Genomic DNA, 26301 nt, shown 5'->3' with positions numbered 1-26301 from the left:
AAAGCGTTCGCATTTCGCTGCCGCCGAGCCTGCCTGGGGATTTCCACTATGGTGCGCGGCAGCCGCTTCGGCGCACCATTCGGGCATTCGAAGCGCTGGTGCGCTTTTTTTACAACCAGATTTGGAACCGGTTCCATCGACCGGTTGAGCGACAAAATCGAGTCGGATCGACATGAATGACGCAGTAGACATCGTGGTTGTGGCAAGTGCGTTCGGCATGGACGCCGTGCGTGCCGGCGGCCATCTTAAATGGGCGCGGGTGAGCCGCGAAGCGGGCGCCGCGGGCTTCGAAGTGCGCCGTGAACTGTTCGCCGACGAATCCGCCGCGACGCCCGACGCGCTCCATGCGCTGGGCCGCGAGATCGCCGGGCTTGGGTTGTGGGCGGTGTATTCGACGCCCGCGTGCCTGTACACCGGCACTGGCGGACTCGATGCCGACGCGCTGCGCGGCGCGCTCGCCGAAGCGGTCGCACTCGGCGCGCGCTTCGTGAAACTGCAACTGGGCGGTTTCGTGGATACAGCGCACGCGGCCGACATCGCGGCGTTGACGCAAGACGTCGAGCCCCGGCTGGTGGTCGAAAACGGCCAGCTTGCCGAAGGCGGCTCGCTCGCGCAGTTCACCGGACTGTTCGACGCGTTGGCGCGCGAAGGCCATTCGGGCCTTCTCGGCATGACCTTCGACATCGGCAACTGGGACTGGCGCGGCGTCGCGCCGTTCGAAGCCGCCGGGCTGCTTGCGCCGCACGTCGAATACGTTCATTGCAAGACCACGGTCGGCGAGGGCGCGCGTCGCTTCGCGGCGCCGCCGGCGAGCAGCGACGTGCAGTTCGCCGCCGTGCTCGAACGCCTGCCGCGCCAGGTGCCGCGCGGGATCGAATATCCGTTCGACACGCAGCGCACCGCGGCGGACGCTGCGCATCAGGTCGCGTGGCTCGCGACTGCATAGACCGCATGAGCCGCGCGCCGAACTGCCCGCGCCGCTCAGGCACCCGCCGAACGTCACCCCACAGCATTCGCAGGAGCGAAGTATGAGCACCCCCGCCGCAGCACTCGACGTCATCACCTATGGCGAGGCCATGGCCCTGTTCGTGGCCGCCGAAGCCGGCCCGCTCGCCAGCGTCGGACAGTTCAGCAAACGGATTGCGGGCGCCGACCTGAACGTGGCGATCGGCCTCGCGCGGCTCGGTTTCAAGGTGGGCTACATCAGCCGGGTCGGCAACGATTCGTTCGGCCAGTACGTGCGCGACACGTTGACGCACGAAGGCATCGACCAGGGCCGTGTGACGACGGATGCGCGCTATCCGACCGGCTTCCAGCTCAAATCGAAAACCGACGACGGCAGCGACCCCGCCGTCGAATATTTTCGCAAGGGCTCGGCGGCGAGCCACCTGAGCGTCGCCGACTACGCGGCGGATTACGTGCTGCCCGCGCGCCATCTTCACCTGACGGGCGTGGCGCCGGCCATTTCGGCGAGTTCGCGCGAACTGGCCTTTCACCTCGCGCGCGAGATGCGAGCCGCCGGCAAAACGATTTCCTTCGATCCGAACCTGCGGCCCACGCTGTGGCCGTCGCGCGAAGCGATGGTCGACGGTCTGAACGCGCTGGCCGCTTTGTCCGACTGGGTGCTGCCCGGCATCGGCGAGGGCGAGATTCTGACCGGCTATACGCAGCCGGAAGACATCGCCAGCTTCTATCTGGACCACGGCGCGCGCGGCGTGATCGTCAAGCTCGGTGCGCATGGCGCGTACTATCGGACCGCCGACGAAGCCGCCACGATCGCCGGGCAACCGGTGGCGCGCGTCGTGGACACCGTCGGCGCAGGCGACGGCTTCGCAGTCGGTGTGATCAGCGCTTTGCTCGAAGGCAAGTCGATGGCGCAAGCCGTGGCACGCGCGAACCGCATCGGCGCGCTGGCGATTCAGGTGATCGGCGACTCGGAAGGTTTGCCGCAGCGCGCCGAACTCGACGCACTGGAATCCGGCACCACGACGGCCAGGCCGAACGCCGGAACGGCTCATGCACCCGCCGCGCGCTGAGCGCCGGTCGCGCGGACGCAACGTCTAACGTAGGTAGCAAAAGGAGACACCCATGAGCTCATCGCTCGCGATTCGCCGCTGGTGGACGATCATGCCGATCGTCTTCATCACCTATAGCCTCGCGTATCTGGACCGCGCGAATTTCGGCTTCGCGTCGGCGGCCGGCATCAATCACGATCTCGGCATCAGCAAGGGTCTCGCGTCTCTCATTGGTGCGTTGTTCTTCCTCGGCTACTTCTTCTTCCAGATTCCCGGCGCGATTTACGCGGAACGGCGCAGCGTCAAGAAGCTGGTGTTCTGGAGTCTCGTGTTGTGGGGCGGTTGCGCGGCGCTGACGGGCATGGTCAGCAATATTCCGTCGTTGATGGTGATCCGCTTCGTTCTCGGCGTGGTCGAAGCCGCGGTGATGCCGGCAATGCTGATCTTCATCAGCAACTGGTTCACCAGAAGCGAGCGCTCGCGCGCCAACACGTTCCTGATTCTCGGCAACCCGGTGACGGTGCTGTGGATGTCGGTGGTGTCCGGTTACCTCGTGCATTCGTTCGGCTGGCGTCACATGTTCATCGCCGAAGGCATACCCGCGGTGCTGTGGGCGATCTGCTGGTGGTTCATCGTGCAGGACAAACCGCAGCAGGTGTCGTGGCTCACGCAGCAACTGAAAGACGATCTCGCGGAGACCTTGCGCGCCGAACAGGCCGCGATCAAGCCGGTGCGCAATTACGGCGAAGCGTTTCGCACGCCCGCGGTCATCAAGCTGTCCGCGCAGTATTTCTGCTGGAGCATCGGCGTGTACGGCTTCGTGCTGTGGCTGCCGTCGATCCTCAAGGACGGGTCCACGCTGGGCATGGTCGAAACCGGCTGGCTCTCGGCGCTGCCCTATCTCGCGGCGACCATCGCGATGCTCGCCGCTTCGTGGGCATCGGATAAACTCAACCGCCGCAAGGTGTTCGTCTGGCCGTTCCTGCTGATCGGCGCGATTGCGTTCGCGGCGTCGTATGCGCTCGGCTCCACGCACTTCTGGATTTCGTACGCGTTGCTGGTAGTCGCCGGCGCTGCGATGTACGCGCCCTACGGCCCGTTCTTCGCGATCGTGCCGGAACTGCTGCCGAAGAACGTCGCGGGCGGCGCGATGGCGTTGATCAACAGCATGGGCGCGCTCGGTTCGTTCGTCGGCTCGTACGTGGTCGGCTATCTGAACGGCGCGACCGGTTCGCCCGCGGCGTCGTATGCATTCATGAGCGCGGCGCTGATCGCGTCGGTCGTCCTCACACTGATCGTCAAACCGCAGCCGCCCACGCCGGAACTGGGGGCGCCGCTCGCCACCTCTACTCAAGGGAAATAATCCGATGAAGAAAATCGTCGCCTGGAAGTCGCTGCCCGAGGATGTTCTCGCCTATCTCCAGCAGCACGCGGAAGTCGTGCAGGTCGATGCCACGCAACACGAGCGCTTCGTCGCGGCATTGCGCGACGCCGACGGCGGCATCGGTTCGAGCGTGAAGATCACGCCGGCCATGCTCGACGGCGCAAGCCGGCTGAAGGCGCTGTCGACCATCTCGGTCGGCTTCGACCAGTTCGACGTCGACGACCTGACCCGCCGAGGCATCGTGCTCACGCACACGCCGGACGTGCTGACCGAATCCACGGCCGACACGGTGTTCTCGCTGATCCTCGCTTCGGCGCGGCGCGTGGTCGACCTCGCGAACTGGGTGAAGGCGGGCGAGTGGAAGGAAAGCATCGGACCGGCGCAATTCGGCGTCGACGTGCACGGCAAGACGCTGGGTATCGTCGGGATGGGACGGATTGGCGGCGCGGTCGCGCGGCGCGCGGCGCTCGGCTTCAACATGCGGGTGCTGTACACCAACCGCAGCCCGAATCCGGCCGCCGAGAAGGCGTATGGTGCGCAACGTGTCGAGCTGGCGGAATTGCTGGCCACCGCCGATTTCGTTTGTCTGCAGGTGCCGCTCACGGCCGAGACGAAGCATATGATCGGCGCCCCGCAACTGAAGGCGATGAAGCGCGACGCCATTCTGATCAACGCATCGCGCGGCGCGACGGTCGACGAAGCGGCGCTGATCGAGGCGCTCGCCGACGGCACGATTCGCGGCGCGGGCCTCGACGTGTTCCAGACCGAACCGCTGCCTGCCGACTCGCCGCTTCTGCAGATGCATAACGTGGTCGCGTTACCGCATATCGGGTCGGCTACGCACGAAACCCGTCATGCGATGGCGAAGAACGCGGCCGAGAATCTGATCGGCGCACTCGACGGCACGCTGACCGGCAACATCGTCAATCGCGACGTGCTGAAGAAGTGAGCCGCCGATGAGTTCGACGCCGCCGCTCGCGCCGCGCCGCGCGACCATCACCGATGTCGCGCGTGCCGCGGGGACGGGCAAGACCAGCATTTCGCGCTACCTGAACGGCGAACTGGGCGCGCTGTCGGCCGAACTGCGCGCGCGCATCGAGGCGGCGATCGAACGGCTCGACTATCAGCCGAACCAGATGGCGCGCGGTCTCAAGCGCGGGCGCAACCGCCTGATCGGGCTGCTGCTCGCGGACCTGACCAATCCGTATTCGGTGGAAGTGCTGCAAGGCGTGGAAGCGGCGTGCCACGCGCTCGGCCTGATGCCGCTGATCTGTCATGCGGCGAACGAAGTCGAGATGGAGCGGCGCTATCTGCAATTGCTGACCACCTACCGCGTGGAAGGCGTGATCGTGAATGCGCTCGGCGTGCGTGAAGATACGTTGCGCGCGCTGGGCGGCGGGGGCATTCCGGCCGTGCTCGTGGACCGTTCGGTGGACGGTCTCGCCGCCGACATGGTCGGACTCGATAACCGCGCGGCCGCGGAGATCGGCACGCGGCATCTGCTGGAGAAGGGGTTCGACGAGATCTGGTTCGTCGTGCAACCGGTGGAGCAGGTCAGTTCGCGGCGGTTGCGGGAAGAGGCGTTTCGCAAGTTGATGAGCGGGTCGGGTGGCGCAGGCGGCAAGCGCGGCAGAGCCCGCAAAGATGTGAGTCCGGGCGCCGCGCGTGGCCGCACGCTGGTGTTGAATCTCGCGGATACCGCCGAGGTCGGGCAGGCTCTCGCCGAACTCGATGCGGCTTTGAACGAGCCGGCGAGCGCCACCTCCGCGACAACGCGCCGCGCCCCACGGCGCCTCGCGCTGTTCGCCGCCAATGCGCCTGTCGCACTGTGCCTCGCGTTGCACCTCAAAGCCCGCTACGGCGACGACTGGCAAACCCGCGTCGCGCTGCTCTGTATCGACGACCCGGAATGGGCCGAACTGACCGGTGTTACCACGATCCGCCAGCCGACCTACGATATCGGCTACCGCGCGGTGGAGTTCCTGCATCAGCGCATCGAAGGCCTCGAGAGCCACGCGCGCGACTGCCTGTTGCCGGGCGAACTGATCGTTCGCGCGTCAACATCGCTCTGATCTGCGATCATTCGGGCTGCGGCGCGCAGCGGGTGCGCGCCGGATATCGCAAGGAAACTCATGGTTGTTGCACCGCTTACTCTTTCGAGCCTCGCGCTCGCCACGCTGCTGGTCGCCGCTTTACCGTTCCTGATTTACCGCCGCGTGCGGCGCCGGATGCCGCTGAATCCGCGCGACGCCATTGCCGGCGTGGCCGTTTTCGCGCTGTTCGCGATGGTGATCGAACGCGCGCTGAACGACTTCGTGCTGCATCGTAACGAAGCAACCGCCACCTTCCTGTCGAATCCGATTGCCTTCGTGGTTTACGGCGCGCTGGTGGCCGGCGTGTGCGAGGAAGTGGGGCGCTTCATCGGTATGCGTCTGCTGCTCAAGCGCGCGTTGCAGAAGCCGGGCGCCATCGCACCGGGCGGCGACGGCACCGGTTTGACCTACGGCCTCGGCCACGGCGGCGCGGAAGCGTGGCTGGTCGGCGTGTTCGTGCAGGTTCAGTGGATTCTGTTCGCGGTGTTCGAGAACCGCGGGCAACTGGATGGCTACCTCGCCAACCTGCCGACCGATTCGCTGATGCGTATCCATCTGATCCTCGCCAGCCTGACGCCGCAAACCGCCGGCATTTTTGCGCTCGAACGGATTGCCGCGCTGGTATTCCAGATCGGTCTCTCGGTGCTGATGTGGCGCGGCGTGCGAGCCGGCTGGCGCTTCATCCTGCCACTCGCCATCGTGTTGCACGCGCTGGTGGATGTGCCGGCCGTGTTGCAGCAAGCCAACCTGATTTCGCTTGCCGCAGTGGACGCCGTGTATGCAATTGGCGCGCTGATCGTGGCAACGGTGCTGGTGCGCGTGTTCAAGCGACCGCTTGCGGCCTGAGCGTCGGGCTCGCGACATTCCACTTTGCTTCACCCAACAGGCACCTCATGGAAGACTACCAATACGACTGCGCGCATGCCGAGATCGAGGAGTTGGCGCGCGTCGTCAGCGATCTGTTTCCCGAACAGACGCAGTTCATCGAGCGAGCCGCGGAAGACGGCACGCCGACGTTGGCGATTCACTGGGTCGCCATGCGTTTCGGTTCCACCGCGCGCCGTATCGTGATGACGGTGGTGATTGCGCCTGCGGCGCTGGCGCGTTATCGCGCGTTGCCGGCGCGTTTGCGCGGCCGCAGTTTCGCGGTGTTGCGCGCTTACGTGGAAGCGGCGATCGGTTCGCTCGAAGAGCAGTATGCGAACGGCGAGACGGTGCCGCGCGACGTCACGGTCGATCTCGGCGATGAGTTTGCTTAAGGGTGATGCTCGACGCTAGCGGCTTCAATCCGCCAGCCGGTAAACCTTGGCAAACCGTGCGGCCTGAACGACGCCATAGTCGCCGGGCGCGTATTGCATGATCCAGTCGCCGGCTGCGCCGCGCAGCACGTCGCCGCCCGCGGCGGTGCGCGCCAGCGTGAACGCTTCATGCATCTGTTTGGCCAGCACGACGGCGGGGCGGTTGCGATAGGCGCCGGCTTCGCCATGCGACAGCGTCGCTGCGGCCGGGACGTATTTGGCGTCGAAGCGTTCGCGCGAAACGACCCAGCGGTCGCCGGTCGAACCGGTAATCAGCGCGTCGCCGGGCAAATAACGGTTCGGACCTTCGAGGCTCATCAATTCGCCTGCGTCGGCGGCGAAGACGACGCTGACGGTTTCGTCCTTGACGACGCGGCATGCGCCGGCGTCCTGGCTCAGATCCAGATGATGAAGTTCAGTCATGAGGCGGGTCGGTCAGATAAAAAACGCGCCGCGCGGTGTGTGCCGCGCGGCGCGTCCTGCTACGGATAACGGCGACTACAGTTCGGTACTTACGGTTTCGCTGCCGCGTCGCTTGCCGGTGCGGGCGCCGCCCGGCCCTTACCCTTGCCATGACGATGCGGCGGGCCGCCTGCGCCACCCGGCTGATGGAAGGTGACGTCGGCCAGTTTCTTCTGTTCCGGCGAGAAGCTGTTGTAGAGCGGGTCGAACGCGCTCACGAGCTTTTGCATACCGTCGGCATGCGCTTGTGCGATCGCCGTGTACTGCTTCATGTCGTCGAGTGCCGACACGTCCTTGTTCGCGTGACGCTGCTGGAACAGTTCGCCCATCGTCTGGCCGTTGCTACGCATCACGTCGGCGAACGCATTCCACTGGGTTTCCTGCGCCGGGGTGATTTTGAGTTGCGTGTGCAGGTAGGTGATGCGGTCTTCGACATTGCGCTCGTGACCAGCCTTGGCGGCCGGTGCGGACGCGGCGCTGTTGGCGGGTGCCGCTGCGGGCGCGGAAGACTGAGCGAAGGCGCCGCTCATTGCGACTGCGGAGGCCAGCATGACCAGTGCTTTTTTCATCGAAACTCCTGATGTCTATTCGAATAGTGACGAGGCGCGCACACCCATTCTGAATGGGGCACTGCGCCGTCGCCGCTATTTGTATCACGATATCCCGACGGAACGCCTGCGCTGCGACAAACGCTTACAACCGAAACGAAAGGAAATGGCCGCCCGGCAGGGAGCCGATTACCTGGCGAACAGCATGTCGAGGTTTGCGAACGACTTGAATTCGAGCGCATTGCCGCTCGGGTCGAGGAAGAACATCGTGGCCTGTTCGCCAGGCTCGCCCTTGAAGCGGATATACGGTTCGATGACGAACTTCGTGCCTACGGCCTTCAGTTTGTCGGCGAGCAACGTCCATTGCTCCATGGTCAGGATCGCGCCGAAATGGCGGACCGGCACGCCGTGACCGTCGACGGCATTCGTGGTGCTGACACCCGTTTCGCCGGGCGCGAGATGCGCGACGATCTGATGGCCGAACAGGTCGAAGTCGACCCAATCGGGCGCGCTGCGGCCCTCAGGGCAACCGAGCAGATCGCCATAGAACGCACGGGCGGCTTCGATGCTGTGGACCGGAAACGCGATATGGAACGGCAGAAGTGGAGTCGTCATGGCGATGAGATCCGAAAGAGAGTGGGGAGGGCGCTTCATGGAGCGAGTGGACGACATGGTAAACACAACGGAATTGAATGAATAACGATATATTTCTGACCTGAGGTCAAATTTTATCGACGTATAAAACCGGGCTGTTTAATCCATGTTGAGAGAACTGCGAACATTCCTCGCCGTCGTGCGTCATGGCACGTTTGCTCGCGCCGGCGCGCAGACCGGGTTGACCCAGTCCGCGGTCAGCGCGCAGATTCAACGGCTCGAAGACGAACTCGGCTTCGCGCTATTCGACCGTACGGGCCGCTCGGCGAGCCTGAACGCCGCGGGTCAGCGAACCGTCGACGTCGCGCAGGAACTGCTTGCCGTGTATGCGCGACTCGCCGTGCAAGGCCAGGCGAGCGAGAGCGCGGGTCTGTTGCGGGTCGGGGCAATCGCATCGGTGCAGAGTTCGCTGCTGGTCGGCGCGATCCAACGGTTTCGAGCTGCTGCGCCGGGATGGCGAATACGGGTGGCGCCCGGCGTGTCGTTGAACCTGCTCGCGCAGGTCGATTCCGGCGAACTCGATCTCGCGGTCATCATCAAGCCGCCGTTCGCCCTGCCGCGTGAAATGAAGTGGCATCGGCTGGTCAGCGAACCGTTCGTGCTGCTCGTGCCGCGCAAGCTCGCGAAAGAGCCTTGGCGTGAGCTGCTTGCGCGTGAACCGCTGATTCGCTACGACCGCAACTCGTTCGGCGGGCGGCTGGTCGACCGTTTTCTCAAGCGTATGCGCATCAACGTGGACGACGTGGTGGAACTGGATGAACTGCAAGGCATCGTCGGGCTGGTGGCCGCGAATGTCGGCATCGCCATCGTTCCGCACGCGGCCGCGTTGCATATTCCTGCTTGCGTGCGAACGCTCAGCCTCGGCGACGATACGTTCCACCGCGAGGTCGGCATCGTCGAGCGTGCCGTTGCAGAACAGGCGCGTGCGTCGAACGATTTCACGGCCTGTTTGCGCGCAGTGGCAGAAGATCCCAACATTTAAGCTGTCAAAGACTGAAAGCTCGCGGCACAGCGCTTGCTCCCCTGTCAGGTAGCAGGCGAAGCTTGTCTGTTTTCTATTTCAGTCCGATCAAGGAGGGGCACATCATGAGCAAGGCATCCAGCACAATCATCGCGGCGCTCGCCGCACTGACGATCTCGGGCGGGGCATTTGCACAGGCAGCCGGGGGCGCAGGTAATGGCTCGAATGGCAGCACCGCCGGGCCGGCGAACCAGGCTGCACAGAGCGATAACACGAATAGCGGTTACGGAACGCCCGGTATGACCAATTCGGGCAGCGGGGCGGGGCTGCGCGCGCCGAACTCGGGCCTGCCGAGTGGCACGAATAGCGACACGAAGACCAGCGCGCCCAAGAGCAACAACACGCTGGCAAGACCGAGCGTCGTGTCGCCGGCCGCGAATCAGTAAGTGCAATAAGCGGTAAAGACGACAAGCCGTCTATCGGCTCGAACGTAAGCTGACAGGCGGCTAACAACTCCTTATTTCTTTTATTCAAGGAGGCGATCAGACTGCGGCGACTTTGTAAAAGTGGCCATGTCTGATCGGGCAACAACCGCGCAGAAAAGCAGAACGATAGCTTTGCGGTTCTATTGCTTTTCGTTGGAGCCGTTGGTCTCCTGCCGACGCATCGGCATGGCATCGATAGTCGACACCAACTGCGCCTGCGTGACCGGTTGGCGCGAGTCGATCTTCACGCCGCCATCCTTTCCGATCAATAGAGCCCGAAACGTTCCAGCAGAAACGTTGAAGCGCTGTCGCAACGCATCGGCCGAATCGCTCGTGCCCGTTACGTCGTTTCCCACCACCTGAATCAGATCGAGATCGCGCTCGGCGAAATCCTTGCAAGCCTGCGTGGCAATTGCGCGCTGTTTATCCAGCGACGAGACGTCGTGCGGATTCGCGAAGACGATCAACAACCGGCGTTGCCACACGAGTTGATCGATCGACGGGTCTTTCGCGACGACCGGACGTGAATAGGTCAGCGCAATAGTGCAGAGCAATAGCGCGCCACTCAGCGCGACCATCGTTGAAGACCGGTTCATCTTTACACCTCATCGGATTGCTGGAATGAACGGTGAACGAGCAACCTGCGGACCCGGCGCGGGGATTATTACCCCCGGCTAGCAGTAGCACCTGGTTCACCGGGAACAAAGACATTGGTGAAACGGCAGAGCCACGGCGCGATGCTTTCACACCGCTACACTTCGAGTACCGCTGTTTGCGCGGCTGCAAATAGGACCGTCACTCCGAATCTCCAGCAGTCCGGTAACCGAATTGCTCTTCCCGTTAGTCGTTAGCAGGACCGCCGCCCGGTCGCGCGGCGGTCAGCGCGCGTCTGTGTTCCTGATACAAGCGCGTACCTCCCGGCATTCGCTTTCAAAATCTTTACTCTTCCCCGGAGAATCCATGAGCAAACTGATGACAGCGTTCGGCGCCCCGGTACCCGATAACCAGAATACGCAGACCGCCGCCCCGCGAGGCCCCACGCTGTTGCAAGACGTATGGCCGCTCGAAAAACTCGCGGCTCGTTCAAAACCACTTTCGGCAAAACGCCGCGCGAGTTTCGCAAGCAGGGTTGATGCATTTGCCGGGTGCGCAGACCAGGAGCCCTCCGTGAGCCTATGAAGAAAGCGCGATAATCGCGCTCACCGCGACTTCCTTCTTCAGCTCACATGCGACCTCCGCGCCTCGATCAGCTCGACGATCTCGACCGCAACCTCGTGGCCCTGCTTCAGGCCAACGCGCGCGATAGCGTCGCCAATCTCGCACGCCAGCTCGGCGTGGCGCGCACCACGGTGATCGCGCGAATCGCGCGGCTCGAACGCAGCAATGTGATTGCCGGCTACAGCGTGCGGCTCGGGCAGGACGTGCTGGATTCGAGCCTCTATGCGTACGTGGGCATCATCATCGCGCCGCGGCACGGCTCGGCCGTGCAGAAGCGCCTGAACCGCATGCCCGAAGTGCAACTGCTGTGCGCGGTCAGCGGCGAATTCGATTACGTCGCCTGGTTGCGCGCCGACTCGCCCGATCGCCTGAACGATCTGCTCGATCAGATCGGCGGTCTGGAGGGCGTGGAGCGGACCACCACGTCCATCATCCTCGCGCGCAAGATCGACCGCGGTACGGTGTGAGCGCCAGGTTTCGACGAATCGGCTGAAAACATCGTCATAACGTCGAACCTACCGGTCATAACGCAGCAGTTTGCGCGTATGAACTGATTTTGCATCTCCTTAGACTGTGTGCCACGGGTTCGACGCGCGTGCGCCGGCAACCTACCGCACACACTCACTGAACGGGGAGACGCTCATGAAAGTTGCCATCGTTGGCGCAGGTTTGATCGGTCGCACTATCGCGCATCTGTTGCAGGAAACGGGCGACTACGAAGTGGTGGCTTTCGAACGCGATGCCCACGCGCTCGAACTGCTCACGAGTCTGGGCATTGCGGCGCGGCGCATCGATTCCGCCGACGCCGCGAGCCTGCGGGCCGCCGTGCAGGGTTTCGATGCGCTGATCAATGCCTTGCCGTATTACCTCGCGGTCAACGTGGCCTCGGCCGCAAAAGGCGCAGGCGTGCATTACTTCGATCTCACCGAAGACGTGCGCGCTACGCAGGCGATCCGGGCGATCGCCGACGAATCCACCCACGCCTTCATGCCGCAATGCGGGCTCGCGCCCGGCTTCATCGGGATTGCCGCGCATGAACTGGCCAGGCGTTTCACGGAGATTCGCGACGTGAAGATGCGAGTGGGCGCATTGCCCGAGTTTCCGACCAACGCGTTGAAATACAACCTGACGTGGAGCGTCGACGGCTTGATCAACGAATACTGCCAGCCGTGCGAGGCGATTCGCGAGGGCCGCACGCAGTGGGTGCAGCCGCTCGAAGGCTTGGAACATTTTTCACTCGACGGCACCGAATACGAGGCCTTCAACACTTCCGGCGGTCTCGGCACGTTGTGCGAAACGCTCGCGGGCCGCGTCGAATCGCTCGACTACAAGTCGGTGCGTTATCCGGGGCACCGCAATCTGATGCAATTCCTGCTGGAAGATCTGCGCCTGGCCGGCGAGCGCGATACGCTCAAGAACATTCTGCGCCGTTCGATACCGACCACCGCGCAGGACGTCGTGCTGGTATTCATCACGGTGAGCGGGATGCGCGAAGGACAACTGGTGCAGGAAGTGTTTACCCGCAAGATCTTCGCGAGCACGGTGTGCGGCATGCCGATGAGCGCGATCCAGATCACCACGGCCGGCGCAATGTGCGCGGTGCTCGACCTGTTCCGCGAACGGAAGCTGCCGCAGCGCGGTTTCGTGCGTCAGGAACAGGTGCCGCTCGGCGACTTTCTGGCGAACCGCTTCGGCCAGTTATACGAAGGTCAGCGGTTGCAGAGCATGGCGACGGCGTAAGCGCGCCGCAAGCCGCGACACTCAGGACCGCCTGTCCGGAGAACGCCCGGGCGGCAGGGCGTTGCGCTGCTGCGGGTCGCGCGCGAACTTGCCGCCCGCTTCGAGCCACATGACGTTGATGATGCCGAAGCCCAACGCCACGCCTATACCGAGAATCCAGGTGAAATACCACATTGCTGTCTCCTTGATCTGGGGGCGGCTCTGTCGCGACCTCATGTCTGCCGCGATCATGAAGAAGAAACCGGCGCCCCGCAAGAGGGCGCATCCCGCTGGCCGCTCGCGGCCGCCCGGGTAGATGGCCCGTGCATTGCTATGATGCCCTGCAGCGTTCATGGCCAGCCGTTAACATGGCGGCGGCGCGCGGTCAGGGTTCGACGGAACTAACGTCCGGCTTACACCGCGCATCGCACTTCGTGCACCCGCGCGGCAAGCGCTGGTCTGTTTTCGTTCTCAAGGTTATTCAACATGCTGATCAATTGCGCCGCCTATCAGGACGGCCGGAAGCTCGCAGACATCGATATCGATAGCATCAGCGATTACGTCGCGCGGCCCGAATGCTTCGTTTGGGTGGCACTCAAGGATCCGGACCCGGACGAACTGGCCGTCATGAAACACGAGTTCGATCTGCACGAACTTGCCATCGAGGACGCGCAGCACGGTCATCAGCGTCCGAAAATCGAGGAGTACGGCGAGTCGCTGTTCGCAGTGATGCACACGGTCGAAAAGGACGACGACGGCGAACTGCTGATCGGCGAAGTGGACGTGTTCGTGGGGCGCAACTACGTGCTGTCGGTGCGGCGCAATACGCGAACGGGTTTCCAGAATGTGCGGGCGCGCTGCGAGCGCGAACCGGAGTTGCTCAAGGAGGGCTCGGCGTTCGTGCTGTACGCGCTCGCCGACGATATCGTCGACCGGTATTTCCCGATCATCGACTCGTTGAGCAGCGAGATCGAAGCGCTCGAAGACCGCATCTTCGAACGCAACGATTCGGCGGCGTCGCGAGCGATCATTCAGGATCTGTACTCGTTAAAACGCCGTCTCGTGATTCTGCAGCACCATATCGCGCCCTTGCAGGAAGCGATCAGCAAGTTTACCGGCGGCCGCATTCCCAACATCTGCGAAGGCATGCAGGCTTATTTCCGCGACGTGTACGACCATCTGGAGCGCATCGTCAGGACGATCGACGGCCGGCGTGAAATGGTGGTCACCGCGGTTCAGGTCAATCTCGGCATGATCTCGCTGGCCGAGGGCGAAGTGACCAAGCGGCTGGGTTCGTTCGCCGCGCTGTTCGCGGTGCCGACCATGATCGCCGGTATCTACGGAATGAACTTCGAGAAGATTCCGGAGCTGCATTACAAATACGGCTATCCGCTCTGTCTGATCGTCATGCTCACGGTGGACATCGTGCTGTACTGGCGCTTTCGCAAGTCCAACTGGCTGTAACGCGGTCTGCGGCCTCGCGTTGTTCCCGGTTGCGGCGTGTGCAATAAAAGGCCAGCATAGGCGGCCCGCCGGATTGCAGTGCATCGCCGCAGATTCTGCGCACCGGTGCACTGCAGCACCGCATATCGTTGACAATCCGGTGAGCCTGCGCTGAGAATAGGCCTCGCAAACGTTTGCGCGCAACTATAAATACGGCTCCTGAGTGGCTTTCCCGTCACTCGTCGCGAGCCTGACAACCATGGAGATACGCATGACCCAACTGATTCGCCGTCGCCTGCTCACGGCCGCCGTCCTCGTCACCGCCTCCGCTGCACTGCCGTTTTCGGTCGCCCACGCGCAAAGCGCGCCGGCTCACAAGCCGAAAGTGGCGCTCGTCATGAAGTCGCTCGCCAACGAGTTCTTCCTGACCATGGAAACCGGCGCGAAGGACTATCAGAAACACAACCCCGCGCAGTTCGACCTGATCACCAACGGCATCAAGGACGAAACGGATACCGCGAACCAGATCCGTATCGTCGAACAGATGATCGTCTCCAAGGTCGACGCCATCGTGCTGGCGCCGGCCGACTCCAAAGCGCTCGTGCCGGTCGTGAAGAAGGCGGTCGACGCGGGCATCATCGTCGTGAACATCGACAACCGGCTCGACCCGGACGTCCTCAAGTCCAAAGACCTGAACGTGCCGTTCGTCGGCCCGGACAACGCAAAGGGCGCGCAGAAAGTCGGCGACTACCTCGCGAAGAAGCTGAAGTCGGGTGACGAGGTCGGCATCATCGAAGGCGTGTCGACCACCACCAACGCCCAGCAGCGCACGGCGGGCTTCAGGCAGGCCATGCAAACGGTCGGCGCGAAGGTCGTCTCCGTGCAGTCGGGCGAATGGGAAATCGACAAGGGCAACGCGGTCGCATCCGCCATGCTCAACGAGTACCCGAATCTGAAAGCGCTGCTGGCCGGCAACGACAACATGGCAATCGGCGCGGTTTCCGCAGTGCGCGCCGCAGGCAAGCAGGGCAAGGTGCTCGTAGTCGGTTACGACAACATCAACGCCATCAAGCCCATGCTCAAGGACGGCCGCGTGCTCGCCACCGCCGATCAATACGCGGCCAAGCAGGCCGTGTTCGGTATCGATACCGCGCTCAAGGCACTCAACGAGCACAAGAAGCAGTCGGAGTTGTCGGGCGTGGTCGAAACGCCTTGCGATCTCGTGACGAAGTAAAAGTAAACGCGCGGCGGATTCGCGCTCACGCATTAGATGCCTGAATTCAGGGCGTTATTACGCGAATCCGCGCCTTTTCTTCAAACGCTCAAGAAACCTGCCGCGCCGCCGTTAATGCCAGAGGTAAGCGTCATGACGGCCGCGCGATGGGAGGGGCGTCGCCGTGAGCCATGGAACCAGGATTGCAATGGATTCGACCGACCACGACGTCTTGCCCGACGTCCGCTTGAACAGCGCGGTGCTGTCCGTCAGCGGCATCGGCAAGACCTACGCCGAACCGGTGCTCGGCGGCGTTTCGCTGTCGCTGCATGCGGGCGAAGTGCTGGCGCTGACCGGTGAGAACGGCGCCGGTAAAAGTACGCTCTCCAAGATCATCGGCGGGCTCGTCGAGCCGAGCGCGGGCAGCATGCTGCTCGGCGGCGAACCGTATGCGCCGGCAAGCCGTGCCGAAGCCGAAACGCTCGGCGTGCGCATGGTGATGCAGGAGCTGAATCTGCTGCCCACGCTGTCGGTCGCCGAAAACCTGTTTCTCAACCGGCTGCCGCAAGCGGGTGCGTTCCGCTTCGGCTGGATCGACCGTCGCAAGCTGCGCGAGGACGCGCGGCTCGCCATGGCGCAAGTCGGCCTCGACGCGATCGACCCGGATACGCTGGTCGGCGAACTCGGCATCGGGCATCAGCAGATGGTCGAGATCGCGCGCAATCTGATCGACGATTGCCGCGTGCTGATTCTCGACGAGCCGACCGCGATGCTGACCGCGCGCGAAGTCGACCTGCTGTTCGAGCAGATCGACCGCCTGAAGGCGCGCGGCGTCGCGTTGGTCTACATCTCGCACCGGCTCGAAGAACTGGCCCGCGTGGCCGAACAGATCGCCGTGCTGCGCGATGGCCGGCTGGTCCATACCGACGCGATGGCCAATCTGAGCAGCGATCAGATCGTCACGTGGATGGTCGGCCGGGAACTCGGCGAGCGCATCGACCTGGGCGTGCGCAACATCGGCGCACCGCTGTTGAAAGTCGACCGGCTGGCGCGCGGCAAGGTGGTGCGGGACGTGTCGTTCGAAGTGCGCGCGGGTGAGATTTTCGGCATCAGCGGGCTGATCGGCGCGGGCCGGACCGAGTTGATGCGGCTCATCTACGGCGCGGACCAGAAAGACAGCGGCACGGTGCTGCTGGCGGCGACGCCCGGCGCGCCGCCCACGCCGGTGCAGATCGGTTCGCCCGCCGACGCGGTGCGCGCCGGCATCGCGCTGATCACCGAAGATCGCAAAGGCGAAGGCCTGTTGCTGCCGCAACCGATCGCGGCGAATGTGTCGCTGGGCAATATCGGCAGCGTGGCGCGGCACGGCATCGTCGATGCGAAGCGCGAGAACGCGCTGGCGCAGAAACAGATCGACGCAATGCGGATTCGCAGTTCGAGCCCGGCGCAGATCGTCGGCGAGCTGTCCGGCGGCAATCAGCAGAAAGTGGTGATCGGCCGCTGGCTCGCACGCGATTGCCGCGTGCTGTTATTCGACGAACCTACGCGCGGCATCGACGTCGGCGCGAAGTTCGATATCTATGGATTGATGGGTGCGCTGGCCCGTGAAGGGCGCGCGCTCGTCGTGGTGTCGAGCGACCTGCGCGAGCTCATGCTGATCTGCGACCGGATCGGCGTGATGTCCGCGGGCAGCATGACGGGCGTGTTCGAGCGCGACGCGTGGTCGCAGGACGCGCTGCTGGCCGCCGCGTTCGCCGGCTATCGCAGCCGCGACGCGTTGCTGCATGCGAGCGCTGACCATGAACCCCATCAGGAAGCAGGGAGTCTGTCATGACCGATCAATCTTTACGGGAAGCGGCGAGCAAGCCGGGTAATGCTGCCAATGCCGCTAACGCCGCTGAAGCACGCACTGTCACGCCGCCGCCCGACCCGTCCGCGCCGATCGCCAGCGGTAAACCGGCGGGCACGCGGCTCGGTTTTTCGAACTACCTGGGTCTTGCCGGCGCGTTGCTGGCAATGATCGTGCTGTTCTCGCTGCTCAGTTCGCACTTTCTGACCTACGACACGTTCAGCACGATCGCCAATCAGATTCCCGATCTCGTGGTGATGTCGGTCGGCATGACCTTCGTGCTGATCATTGCGGGCATCGATCTGTCGGTCGGCTCGGTGCTGGCGCTGGGCGCGTCGGTGGTCAGCGTGGCGGCGCTGAAGTGGGGCTGGGCGCCGTTTCCGTCGGCGCTGCTGGGTGTCGCCGCGGCGGCGCTGACTGGCGCCGTGACCGGCTCGGTGACGGTGGGCTGGCGGATTCCGTCTTTCATCGTCTCGCTCGGCGTGCTCGAAGCGGCGCGCGGCATGGCCTACCAGATGACGAATTCGCGCACCGCCTACATCGGCGACGCATTCGACTTCCTGTCCAATCCCATCGCGCTGGGCATCTCGCCGGCGTTTCTGATCGCGGTGGCGGTCATGGTGATCGCGCAACTGGTGCTCACGCGCACGGTGTTCGGCCGCTATCTGGTGGGAATCGGCACCAACGAGGAAGCGGTGCGGCTGGCGGGCGTGGATCCGCGCCCCTACAAGATCATCGTATTCGCGTTGATGGGCGCTTTCGCCGGTCTCGCCGCGCTGTTCCAGATTTCGCGTCTGGAAGCGGCCGACCCGAACGCCGGTGTCGGCATGGAACTGCAGGTGATCGCGGCGGTGGTGATCGGCGGGACGAGTCTGATGGGCGGGCGCGGCTCGGTGATCAGTACGTTTTTCGGCGTTCTGATCATCTCGGTGCTGGCCGCGGGCCTCGCGCAGATCGGCGCGAACGAGCCGACCAAGCGGATGATCACCGGCGCGGTGATCGTAGTGGCGGTCGTGCTCGACACGTACCGGAGCCGACGTAAGCGGGCGTGAGCGGGTGTGAGTGGATGTGAGTGGATGTAAGAGGGCGTAAGTCGAAGTCGCGCTCGTACGAGTGCGGCCGACTTCGCAAATTCCGTAAAAAGTTTCAGTATGCATGGTTTGGGTCGGTCTTCGAGGAAGACGTCCGGTGGGTCGCCAGTTGGCGCGGCCGGCGGGAACAACGGGCAGGAGAGCAACAGGTTATGGCGACGATCAAGGATGTGGCAGCCGTGGCGGGCGTGTCGTTCACGACGGTTTCGCACGTGGTGAACAACTCGCGGCCGGTGTCGGCCGACGTGCGTGCGAAGGTCGAACTCGCGATCCGTCAGCTTCACTACGTGCCGTCGGCGGTGGCGCGCTCGCTCAAGGCGCGGGCGACCGCGACCATCGGTCTGGTGGTGCCGAACGCCACGAACCCGTATTTCGCCGAACTGGCGCGCGGTATCGAAGATGGCTGCGCGCGCAACGGTTACTGCGTGTTCTTCTGCAACTCCGACGATGATCCGGCCAAGCAGCGCAACTATTTAAGGGTGCTTCAGGAAAAGCGTATCGACGGACTGATCGTCGCGTCCGCCGGCGACGACGCGGTGCTGGCGCAGACGCTCGCCGACGCGCGCGAGCCGCTCGTGATCGTCGACCGCAATATCGAAGGGCTGAACGCCGACCTGGTGCAGATCGACCACGAAAAAGGCGGCTATCTCGCCACCCGGCATCTGCTGGAACTCGGCCACGTGCGGATCGGCTGCATTACGGGGCCGGTGCAGACGGCCGTTAGCGCGATGCGGGTGCACGGTTTTATCCGCGCGATGACCGAGCGCGGCATCGAGATTCCGCCCGACGCGATCGTGGAGAGCGACTTTTCGGGAACCGGCGGCCATCGGGCGGCTGGGCAACTATTCGATACGGTCAAGCCGACCGCGATTTTCGCGGGCAACGACATGATGGGTATTGGCGCACTGCGCGCGGCGGCGGAGCGCGGTATCAACGTGCCGCGCGACTGCTCGATCATCGGATTCGACGATATCGAACTGGGGCGTTTCACGTATCCGGCGTTGTCGACGGTCGGTCAGTCGGTACGTGCTCTAGGCGATATGGCCGCGCAGACCCTGGTCGAGCGGATTGCCGGGACGACCTCGGGTGCGGCGCGCGGCGCGGGGCGTCGGCGCGTCGTTTCGCCGCGCCTCGTGGTGCGTGAATCCACTGCGGCATGGGCGGGCGCCGGCCGGCGCAATCTGGCGGCATGAGCCGATGAGCGCAGAACGAAAGGAAAGGGGACAGGCGTGAGCAGCAAGGAAGCGCGAGACGTCGCGCAAAGTTCGGCAGCGGGCGAAGCCCGAAGCGATGGAGCCGGCGACGCAAAAACCGATGCAGGCACGGACGCAAACACCGACGCAAGCACCGACGCAAAGCGCGGCTTGCCGCGCGGACGGGTCGCCGTGGTCGGCAGTCTGAACATGGACCTGGTTGCGCGTGCGCCTCGCCTGCCGCATCCCGGCGAAACCCTGGCCGGCCGGACCTTCGCGCAGGTGGCGGGCGGCAAGGGCGGCAACCAGGCCGTTGCCGCCGCGCGCCTCGGCGCGCAGGTCGCCATGCTCGGCTGCGTCGGCGCCGACGCCAACGGTGAGCAGTTGCGGGCCGGATTGGAAGTGGAAGGCATCGATTGCGCAGCGGTCGACACCGGCTCGCAAGCCACCGGCGTCGCGCTGATCGTCGTGGACGACGCGAGCCAGAACGCCATTGTGATCGTGGCGGGCAGCAACGCCGAAGTCACGCCGGACACGATCGCTCGCCGCGAAGCCATGCTGGCCGCCGCCGACGTGGTGGTTTGCCAGCTGGAAACCCCACCCGCGAGCGTGCGCGCGACGCTGGCGGCGGCCCGCCGGCTGGGCAAGACGGTGATCCTGAATCCCGCGCCTGCCACCGGTGCCTTGCCCGCGGACTGGCTGCCGCTGATCGACTATCTGATCCCGAACGAACTCGAAGCCGCCGCGCTCACTGGTCTGCCGGTCGGCTCGCCGGAGCAGGCAGCAGCGGCCGCGGCCGCATTGCGTGCCACGGGCGCGCGCAACGTGCTGGTCACGCTCGGCCCGCGCGGCGTGCATGCCACGCTGGAAGGCGCGGAGCCGACGCTGTACGACGCGCCGGCAGTCACCGCGGTGGATACCACGGCGGCGGGCGACACGTTTATCGGCGGCTTCGCGGCACAACTGGCGCAGGGCGCGAGCGTCGATTCGGCCATCCGCTTTGCACAACGGGCCGCCGCGCTGTCGGTGACACGGGCCGGTGCGCAACCCTCCATTCCGACGCGCGCGGAACTCGACGGCGCGGCCTGACAGGCGCGCAACAAAATGCTACGAACGCGCGTGTTGAGACGCGCGCCGTTCGGTCTAAAGCACGATCTTTCGAACCCTTACGCATCAATCGTCAGACGATTGAAATCCTTCAAGTCCCGGTTTGCTTTGCCGTAAACGAGAACAACAGAGCGCGGTTTCAAACGCGCCGCACGTAGAGACACTTTGACCCCACTACGTCGCCTCTCATTTCGCTAAGCACAGGAACCAGCATGTTGAACAAGGGCATTACGATCAAGGCTCGAATCGGCCTCACGATGGCGTTTCTCGCCGCTTTGCTGATCGCCATCGGCGTTTTCGGATTGTTCGGCATGAACCGGTCGAACGCCGCCTACAAAGACACCTTCACCAATGCCATGCCGAGCGCGGTCGCAATCGGTAATGCGGAGATTTATGTCGCGCGCGAACGTCTCTCGCTCGACCGGGCGGCGCTCTTCGCGGGCACCCCTGAAGCCCAAACCACCATCGAACGTGCGCGGACCATGCGCGCGACCTCCGACATGTGGTGGAAAAAGTATATGGACCTGCCGCGTGGCGCCGACGAGGACCGCCTCGCGCAGGATATCGTCGCGAAGCGCGACCGGATGCATCAGGAATTGGACGGTTTCGCGGCCACTGTTTCGGCCAATAACCAGAGTGGCCTGATCGACGGTGCCAAGCGCCTGCAAGCGAGCTACAACGACCTGTCGAGCGCCGACGACGCGCTGAGCAAATATCAGTTCGACGCCGCCAAGGCGGGCTACGACTCGGCGCAGGATAGCTTCACGATGTTCCGCACGGTCAGCATCAGTGCGCTCGTGATCGGCGTGCTGGCTGCGGCTTTCTCGTATCTGACGCTCAGCCGTGCGATCGGCCGGCCGCTCGGCGAAGCGCTGGGCCACTTCGACGCCATCGCTTCGGGCGATCTGCGTCGCCCGGTGGTGATTACCTCGCACGACGAGATGGGGCAGCTGCTCGACGGCATCGCCAAAATGCAGCGCAGCCTCACCGAAACGGTGCGCACGGTGCGCGGCGGCAGCGAATCGATCGCCACGGCAACCCGTCAGATTGCCGCCGGCAATATCGACCTGTCTTCGCGCACCGAAGAACAGGCCTCGGCGCTGCAGGAAACCGCGTCGAGCATGGAAGAGCTGACCGGCACGGTCAAGCAGAACGCCGACAACGCCCGCCAGGCCAGTTCGCTCGCGGCCAATGCATCGGACATCGCCAACAAGGGCAGCTCAGTGGTGAGCCAGGTCGTCGGCACGATGGGCGACATCAACCAGAGCTCGGCGAAGATCGCGGACATTATCTCCATCATCGAAGGCATCGCGTTCCAGACCAACATTCTCGCGTTGAACGCGGCGGTGGAAGCGGCGCGTGCCGGTGAAGAGGGCCGCGGCTTCGCGGTCGTGGCAGGCGAAGTGCGCAGCCTCGCGCAGCGCTCGTCGGCGGCGGCGAAGGAAATCAAGGAACTGATCGACACGTCGGTCGAACGCGTGCAGTCGGGCTCGGCGCTGGTCGACGAAGCCGGTCGCACGATGACCGAGATCATCGGCGCGGTGCAGCGCGTGACCGACATCATGGGCGAGATTGCGGCGGCTTCCGAAGAGCAAAGCAGCGGTATCGAACAGGTGGCGCGCGCCGTGACCCAGATGGACGAAGTCACGCAGCAGAATGCCGCACTGGTCGAGGAAGCGGCAGCGGCTGCCTCTTCGCTGGAAGATCAGGCCGGCAAGCTGCGCGCGGCGGTCGCGGTGTTTCAGGTCGAGGAAGGCGGGTATGTTGCGCCGGCCAGCTTCGCTGCGAAGCCTGCTGCGATAGTCCGACGCCCGGTGGCGGCGCGCAAGGCGCCGTCGCTGGCGTCCGCGAAGCCGGTGGCTGCAGCGCCTGCGAAGGCACTGGCAGGCGCTACGGCGGGTGGTGAGCAGGATTGGGAAACCTTCTAAGCCTGGAAGGCTGGCGGAGCTAGTGGGAGCGCGCAACGTTCGTTCCCGCTGGACTGGCTAGAGGCTGGAGGTTCGGGGCTGAAGGCTCGAGGCTTGAAAAGACCGCGACGGCTGACGCCCTCGCGGTCTATTTTTTTCATGAGAGTCGCATCAAGTCGTCTCGACGGGCTCGAGCGACGCCCCTGCCGACGCCTGGTTCCGGTACATTGACGGGCGCGGCCCAGGCCTCGACTGACGGTGAACGCGCGGCTCGTGCCGCCGCCGCGGTCGTTTGCCGGTTGCGGCTTCGATCCTTGCCGCTGATGGCGCTCCATGACCGCTGCGGCATCACCCCATTCGTCGACACCCTGTTTGTCTGCATCGTGTCGACCCACTCCGTCGTTCAACCTTTTGACCCTCGCTCAATGCGCCAGCCCCCAAGGACCGACATGACGCCATACGACCTCGCGCATCGCCTCGTCGAAGCACGCCGGCAACATCGCCCGATCGAAGCGCCCGCACCGGACAGTTTGCCGCCCGACGCGGCGACTGCCTATGCGATCCAGCAGGCCGTCATCACGGGTCTCGGCGACTCGACCGGCGCGTGGAAGATCGGCGCCAAAGCACCGGGCGGCGCGGCGGCAGGTGCGCCGATTCCTGCCTCGGTGGTGTTGCCTTCGCCCGCACGGGTCGCGCATGGCGGCTTTTTTCGCGTGCTGGTGGAGCTCGAAATCGCCTTCCGCTTCACCGAGGCCATCGAGCCGCGTGGCCGCGCCTATGCGCGTGACGAGGTGCTGGCAAGGCTCGGCGAGGTATTGCCGGCAATCGAGATCGTCGATAGTCGCTTCGCGGAGTGGCCAAACGTCGCGCCGCTCGCGCAGTTAGCCGATGCGCAGAACAACGGTGCGCTGATTACCGGGCATCCGGTGGCTTATGCGGGTCTTGCCCGCCATTTCGATTTCGTTTCGCCGGAACTCGAACTGAGCTTCGATGGCGTGTCGCTGATTCCCGAAGCGACCGGCAATCCGGCAGGCGATCCGCGCGAACTGCTGGTCTGGTTCGTCAATCATTGTGCGGCGATGGGCATCACCATCGAGCCCGACTGGACGGTCACGACCGGCTCGTATGTGGGTGCGCATCGATTGGACCGGGCCGGTATCGTGCGAGGTCACCTCGACGGGCTGGGCGAAGTGGAGCTCGAACTGACCTGACGGGTTACGGCGCGTTACGGTGCGAACGTTTCATGCAAACGGCTGCTTTCTGGCAGCCGTTTTTTTTCGTGCGCATCTGGACGCACCTGCTCGCCGTATAACTCAATGGGCCGCTATGAATGCCGTTGTGAATTCTATTGCGAATGTCCCGGAACAAATTGCGTGATGCGAGGACGAACCGCATGATGTCGACGATTGTTTTCGACCTGTGTGCTTCGCATGATGGGTTTGTGTAGACACACAGCTTGTGCTGGTGCAACGGCGAGATCGTTCGATGAACGAGACGATTCGTGCATTGAAGCATGATGCTCGGGGCACCGTGAGCGCAAGATTGTAAGTGGTGGAAACGGGCTTTCCTAGTGAGGAATGTGCCGGGGTGAATGCGGCGCGATTTTCGCAACGTAGTTCATGGAAAAAAAATTTAAAAGGGTTTAGGATGAATTCGAGCGATGTCGTTTCCGAATAGCGCGCCGCGCACGGCATCGTGTCTAGACTTTGGCGAGGAGGTAGCATGGATATCTACAGCAGTTTCGCGACCCGCTTCGAGAAAACGCGAGAAGACGAACTCTCGCTCGAGGAGTATCTCGCGCTCTGCAAAGACAATCCCGCCGCGTACGCCACCGCAGGCGAGCGCATGTTGACGGCAATCGGCGAACCAGAACAGATCGACACTCGTAACGACCCGCGCATGTCGCGTATCTTTGCGAACAAGGTCATCAAGGTATACCCCGCATTCCGTGAGTTCTACGGAATGGAAGAGGTGATCGAGCAGGTGGTCGCCTACTTCCGGCACTCGGCCCAGGGGCTCGAAGAGAAGAAGCAGATTCTGTATTTGTTGGGTCCGGTCGGCGGCGGTAAATCGTCGATCGCGGAACGTTTGAAACAGCTCATGGAGCGCGTGCCGTTTTACTCGATCAAGGGTTCGCCCGTGAACGAGTCGCCGCTGGGTCTGTTCGACTATGAAGAAGACGGTCCGATTCTCGAAGAACAATACGGCATTCCACGCCGCTACCTCAAAAGCATTCTCAGTCCCTGGGCGGTCAAACGCCTGCACGAATTCAACGGTGACGTCCGCAAATTCCGCGTCGTGCGCCGCTACCCATCCATCCTTCGTCAAATCGGTATTGCCAAAACCGAACCGGGTGATGAAAACAATCAGGATATTTCGTCGCTGGTCGGCAAGGTCGACATCCGCAAGCTCGAACAGTACGCGCAGGACGACGCCGACGCGTACAGCTACTCCGGTGGCCTGTGTCTGGCCAATCAGGGTCTGCTCGAGTTCGTCGAAATGTTCAAGGCGCCTATCAAGGTTTTACACCCGCTGCTCACCGCCACTCAGGAAGGTAACTTCAAGGGCACGGAAGGCTTCGGTGCAATTCCATTCGACGGTGTGATTCTCGCTCACTCGAACGAGTCGGAATGGAAGGCGTTCCGCAACAACCGTAACAACGAAGCCCTGCTCGACCGTATTTTCGTGGTGAAGGTGCCGTACTGCCTGCGCTACGGCGAAGAGGTCAAGATCTACGAGAAGCTGCTGCGCAGTTCGTCACTCGCCAATTCGGTGTGCGCGCCCGGCACCTTGAAAATGATGGCGCAGATGTCCGTGCTCACGCGTTTGCAGGAGCCGGAAAACTCCAGCCTGTTTTCGAAGATGCAGGTCTACGACGGCGAGAATCTGAAGGATACCGATCCGAAGGCGAAGTCGTACCAGGAGTATCGCGACTTCGCGGGTGTGGATGAAGGCATGACCGGTGTGTCCACCCGTTTCGCGTTCAAGATCCTGTCGCGCGTGTTCAACTTCGACACGACCGAGGTCGCGGCCAATCCGGTGCATCTCATGTACGTGCTCGAACAGCAGATCGAACGCGAGCAGTTCCCGCCGGAAACCGAGCAGAAGTATCTGTCGTTCATCAAGGACGTGCTGGCCTCGCGTTACGCCGAGTTCATCGGCAAGGAGATTCAGACTGCCTATCTGGAGTCGTACTCCGAGTATGGTCAGAACATCTTCGATCGCTACGTGACGTACGCCGACTTCTGGATTCAGGACCAGGAGTTCCGCGACCACGACACCGGCGAGAGCTTCGACCGCGCGGCGCTGAACGCGGAACTGGAGAAGATCGAAAAGCCGGCGGGCATCAGCAACCCGAAGGACTTCCGTAACGAGATCGTGAATTTCGTGCTGCGCGCACGGGCGGCCAACGGCGGAAAGAACCCCGCCTGGGTGAGCTACGAGAAGCTGCGCGTCGTGATCGAAAAGAAGATGTTCTCGAACACGGAGGAACTGCTGCCGGTTATCTCGTTCAACGCCAAGGGTTCGGCGGAAGAGCAGCGCAAGCACGAAGACTTCGTCAATCGTATGGTGACGAAGGGCTATACGCCGAAGCAGGTGCGTTTGCTGTGTGACTGGTATCTGCGCGTGCGCAAGTCGTCATGACCTGCATTGCGTGCCG

The 26301-nt window shown here is 63.5% G+C and carries 25 protein-coding genes and 1 pseudogene; 21 read left to right on the top strand and 5 right to left on the bottom strand.

What is annotated here, in order from left to right; genetic code table 11:
• Positions 1-172: 172 nt before the first annotated feature.
• From FQ746_RS24900 to FQ746_RS24870, 7 genes are all read left to right on the top strand, one after another.
• Complete coding sequence (locus FQ746_RS24900) at positions 173-946, top strand: sugar phosphate isomerase/epimerase family protein (RefSeq protein ID WP_144112399.1); 774 nt, start codon at positions 173-175, stop codon at positions 944-946.
• An 82-nt stretch (positions 947-1028) separates the two neighbouring features.
• A complete protein-coding gene (locus tag FQ746_RS24895; protein WP_144112397.1) occupies positions 1029-2036 on the top strand; it encodes a sugar kinase in 1008 nt (335 codons plus the stop codon).
• Positions 2037-2088: 52 nt separating this feature from the next.
• Positions 2089-3378, top strand: coding sequence for an MFS transporter (locus FQ746_RS24890; RefSeq protein WP_144112396.1), 1290 nt, complete (start codon positions 2089-2091; stop codon positions 3376-3378).
• Positions 3379-3382: 4 nt separating this feature from the next.
• Positions 3383-4348, top strand: a complete 966-nt coding sequence (locus FQ746_RS24885) for a 2-hydroxyacid dehydrogenase (RefSeq protein WP_144112395.1) — start codon at positions 3383-3385, stop codon at positions 4346-4348.
• A 7-nt stretch (positions 4349-4355) separates the two neighbouring features.
• Positions 4356-5471, top strand: a complete 1116-nt coding sequence (locus FQ746_RS24880; protein WP_144112394.1) for a LacI family DNA-binding transcriptional regulator — start codon at positions 4356-4358, stop codon at positions 5469-5471.
• Between the two features lie 60 nt (positions 5472-5531).
• Entirely contained in the window at positions 5532-6338 is an 807-nt protein-coding gene (locus FQ746_RS24875) for a YhfC family intramembrane metalloprotease (RefSeq protein ID WP_144112393.1), read from the top strand.
• 47 nt (positions 6339-6385) lie between these two features.
• Positions 6386-6751, top strand: coding sequence for a DUF3022 domain-containing protein (locus FQ746_RS24870; protein ID WP_144112392.1), 366 nt, complete (start codon positions 6386-6388; stop codon positions 6749-6751).
• 24 nt (positions 6752-6775) lie between these two features.
• Here the strand turns inward: FQ746_RS24870 and FQ746_RS24865 are convergent, their stop codons facing one another.
• The 3 genes from FQ746_RS24865 to FQ746_RS24855 form a co-directional block, all read right to left on the bottom strand.
• Entirely contained in the window at positions 6776-7213 is a 438-nt protein-coding gene (locus FQ746_RS24865) for a PGDYG domain-containing protein (RefSeq protein ID WP_144112391.1), read from the bottom strand.
• 89 nt (positions 7214-7302) lie between these two features.
• Positions 7303-7821 (bottom strand): Spy/CpxP family protein refolding chaperone, encoded by a 519-nt coding sequence (locus tag FQ746_RS24860; RefSeq protein WP_144112390.1) that lies wholly within the window; start codon positions 7819-7821, stop codon positions 7303-7305.
• A 168-nt stretch (positions 7822-7989) separates the two neighbouring features.
• Positions 7990-8415, bottom strand: a complete 426-nt coding sequence (locus tag FQ746_RS24855; protein ID WP_144112389.1) for a VOC family protein — start codon at positions 8413-8415, stop codon at positions 7990-7992.
• Positions 8416-8560: 145 nt separating this feature from the next.
• Between FQ746_RS24855 and FQ746_RS24850 the strand changes: the two genes are divergently transcribed.
• Complete coding sequence (locus FQ746_RS24850) at positions 8561-9436, top strand: LysR family transcriptional regulator (RefSeq protein ID WP_144112388.1); 876 nt, start codon at positions 8561-8563, stop codon at positions 9434-9436.
• A 104-nt stretch (positions 9437-9540) separates the two neighbouring features.
• A complete protein-coding gene (locus tag FQ746_RS24845) occupies positions 9541-9861 on the top strand; it encodes a hypothetical protein (RefSeq protein ID WP_144112387.1) in 321 nt (106 codons plus the stop codon).
• A 179-nt stretch (positions 9862-10040) separates the two neighbouring features.
• Here the strand turns inward: FQ746_RS24845 and FQ746_RS24840 are convergent, their stop codons facing one another.
• Positions 10041-10496 carry a DUF4174 domain-containing protein gene (locus tag FQ746_RS24840; RefSeq protein WP_144112386.1) on the bottom strand — a complete coding sequence of 152 codons (456 nt, stop codon included), beginning with the start codon at positions 10494-10496 and terminating at the stop codon, positions 10041-10043.
• Between the two features lie 364 nt (positions 10497-10860).
• On the opposite strand from FQ746_RS24840, the pseudogene FQ746_RS35635 reads away from it, so the two are divergent.
• The 3 genes and pseudogenes from FQ746_RS35635 to FQ746_RS24825 form a co-directional block, all read left to right on the top strand.
• A pseudogene (locus tag FQ746_RS35635) lies at positions 10861-11010 on the top strand (catalase); the annotation flags it as partial.
• Between the two features lie 116 nt (positions 11011-11126).
• Positions 11127-11585 carry an Lrp/AsnC family transcriptional regulator gene (locus FQ746_RS24830; protein WP_144112384.1) on the top strand — a complete coding sequence of 153 codons (459 nt, stop codon included), beginning with the start codon at positions 11127-11129 and terminating at the stop codon, positions 11583-11585.
• 175 nt (positions 11586-11760) lie between these two features.
• Positions 11761-12858 (top strand): saccharopine dehydrogenase family protein, encoded by a 1098-nt coding sequence (locus FQ746_RS24825; RefSeq protein WP_144112382.1) that lies wholly within the window; start codon positions 11761-11763, stop codon positions 12856-12858.
• A gap of 21 nt (positions 12859-12879) precedes the next feature.
• Here FQ746_RS24825 and cydX read toward each other — a convergent pair whose 3' ends face one another.
• A complete protein-coding gene (gene cydX / locus FQ746_RS24820; protein ID WP_144112380.1) occupies positions 12880-13032 on the bottom strand; it encodes a cytochrome bd-I oxidase subunit CydX in 153 nt (50 codons plus the stop codon).
• Positions 13033-13323: 291 nt separating this feature from the next.
• Between cydX and corA the strand changes: the two genes are divergently transcribed.
• From corA to FQ746_RS24775, 9 genes are all read left to right on the top strand, one after another.
• On the top strand, positions 13324-14301 hold the full coding sequence (corA, locus tag FQ746_RS24815; protein WP_144112378.1) for a magnesium/cobalt transporter CorA: 978 nt from the start codon (positions 13324-13326) through the stop codon (positions 14299-14301).
• 250 nt (positions 14302-14551) lie between these two features.
• Entirely contained in the window at positions 14552-15514 is a 963-nt protein-coding gene (locus FQ746_RS24810) for a sugar ABC transporter substrate-binding protein (RefSeq protein WP_144112376.1), read from the top strand.
• A gap of 187 nt (positions 15515-15701) precedes the next feature.
• Positions 15702-17327: a sugar ABC transporter ATP-binding protein gene (locus tag FQ746_RS24805; protein WP_144112374.1), complete on the top strand. Its 1626-nt coding sequence runs from the start codon at positions 15702-15704 to the stop codon at positions 17325-17327.
• Positions 17324-18394 carry an ABC transporter permease gene (locus tag FQ746_RS24800; protein ID WP_144112371.1) on the top strand — a complete coding sequence of 357 codons (1071 nt, stop codon included), beginning with the start codon at positions 17324-17326 and terminating at the stop codon, positions 18392-18394. The genes FQ746_RS24805 and FQ746_RS24800 overlap by 4 nt, the downstream gene beginning before the upstream one ends.
• 191 nt (positions 18395-18585) lie before the next feature.
• Complete coding sequence (locus tag FQ746_RS24795; protein ID WP_144112369.1) at positions 18586-19626, top strand: LacI family DNA-binding transcriptional regulator; 1041 nt, start codon at positions 18586-18588, stop codon at positions 19624-19626.
• Between the two features lie 171 nt (positions 19627-19797).
• Positions 19798-20715, top strand: a complete 918-nt coding sequence (gene rbsK, locus FQ746_RS24790; protein WP_260854170.1) for a ribokinase — start codon at positions 19798-19800, stop codon at positions 20713-20715.
• 230 nt (positions 20716-20945) lie between these two features.
• A complete protein-coding gene (locus tag FQ746_RS24785) occupies positions 20946-22661 on the top strand; it encodes a methyl-accepting chemotaxis protein (protein ID WP_144112367.1) in 1716 nt (571 codons plus the stop codon).
• Positions 22662-23089: 428 nt separating this feature from the next.
• Positions 23090-23851 (top strand): hydratase, encoded by a 762-nt coding sequence (locus tag FQ746_RS24780; protein ID WP_144112365.1) that lies wholly within the window; start codon positions 23090-23092, stop codon positions 23849-23851.
• A 511-nt stretch (positions 23852-24362) separates the two neighbouring features.
• The gene (locus tag FQ746_RS24775; RefSeq protein ID WP_144112363.1) at positions 24363-26285 is read left to right on the top strand and encodes a PrkA family serine protein kinase; all 1923 of its coding nucleotides are present in this window, start codon (positions 24363-24365) and stop codon (positions 26283-26285) included.
• Positions 26286-26301: the final 16 nt, after the last annotated feature.

The sequence above is a fragment of the Paraburkholderia sp. BCC1886 genome, assembly GCF_900996245.1.
Lineage (GTDB): Bacteria > Pseudomonadota > Gammaproteobacteria > Burkholderiales > Burkholderiaceae > Paraburkholderia.
This window is presented reverse-complemented; position numbering and strand designations above follow the sequence as displayed.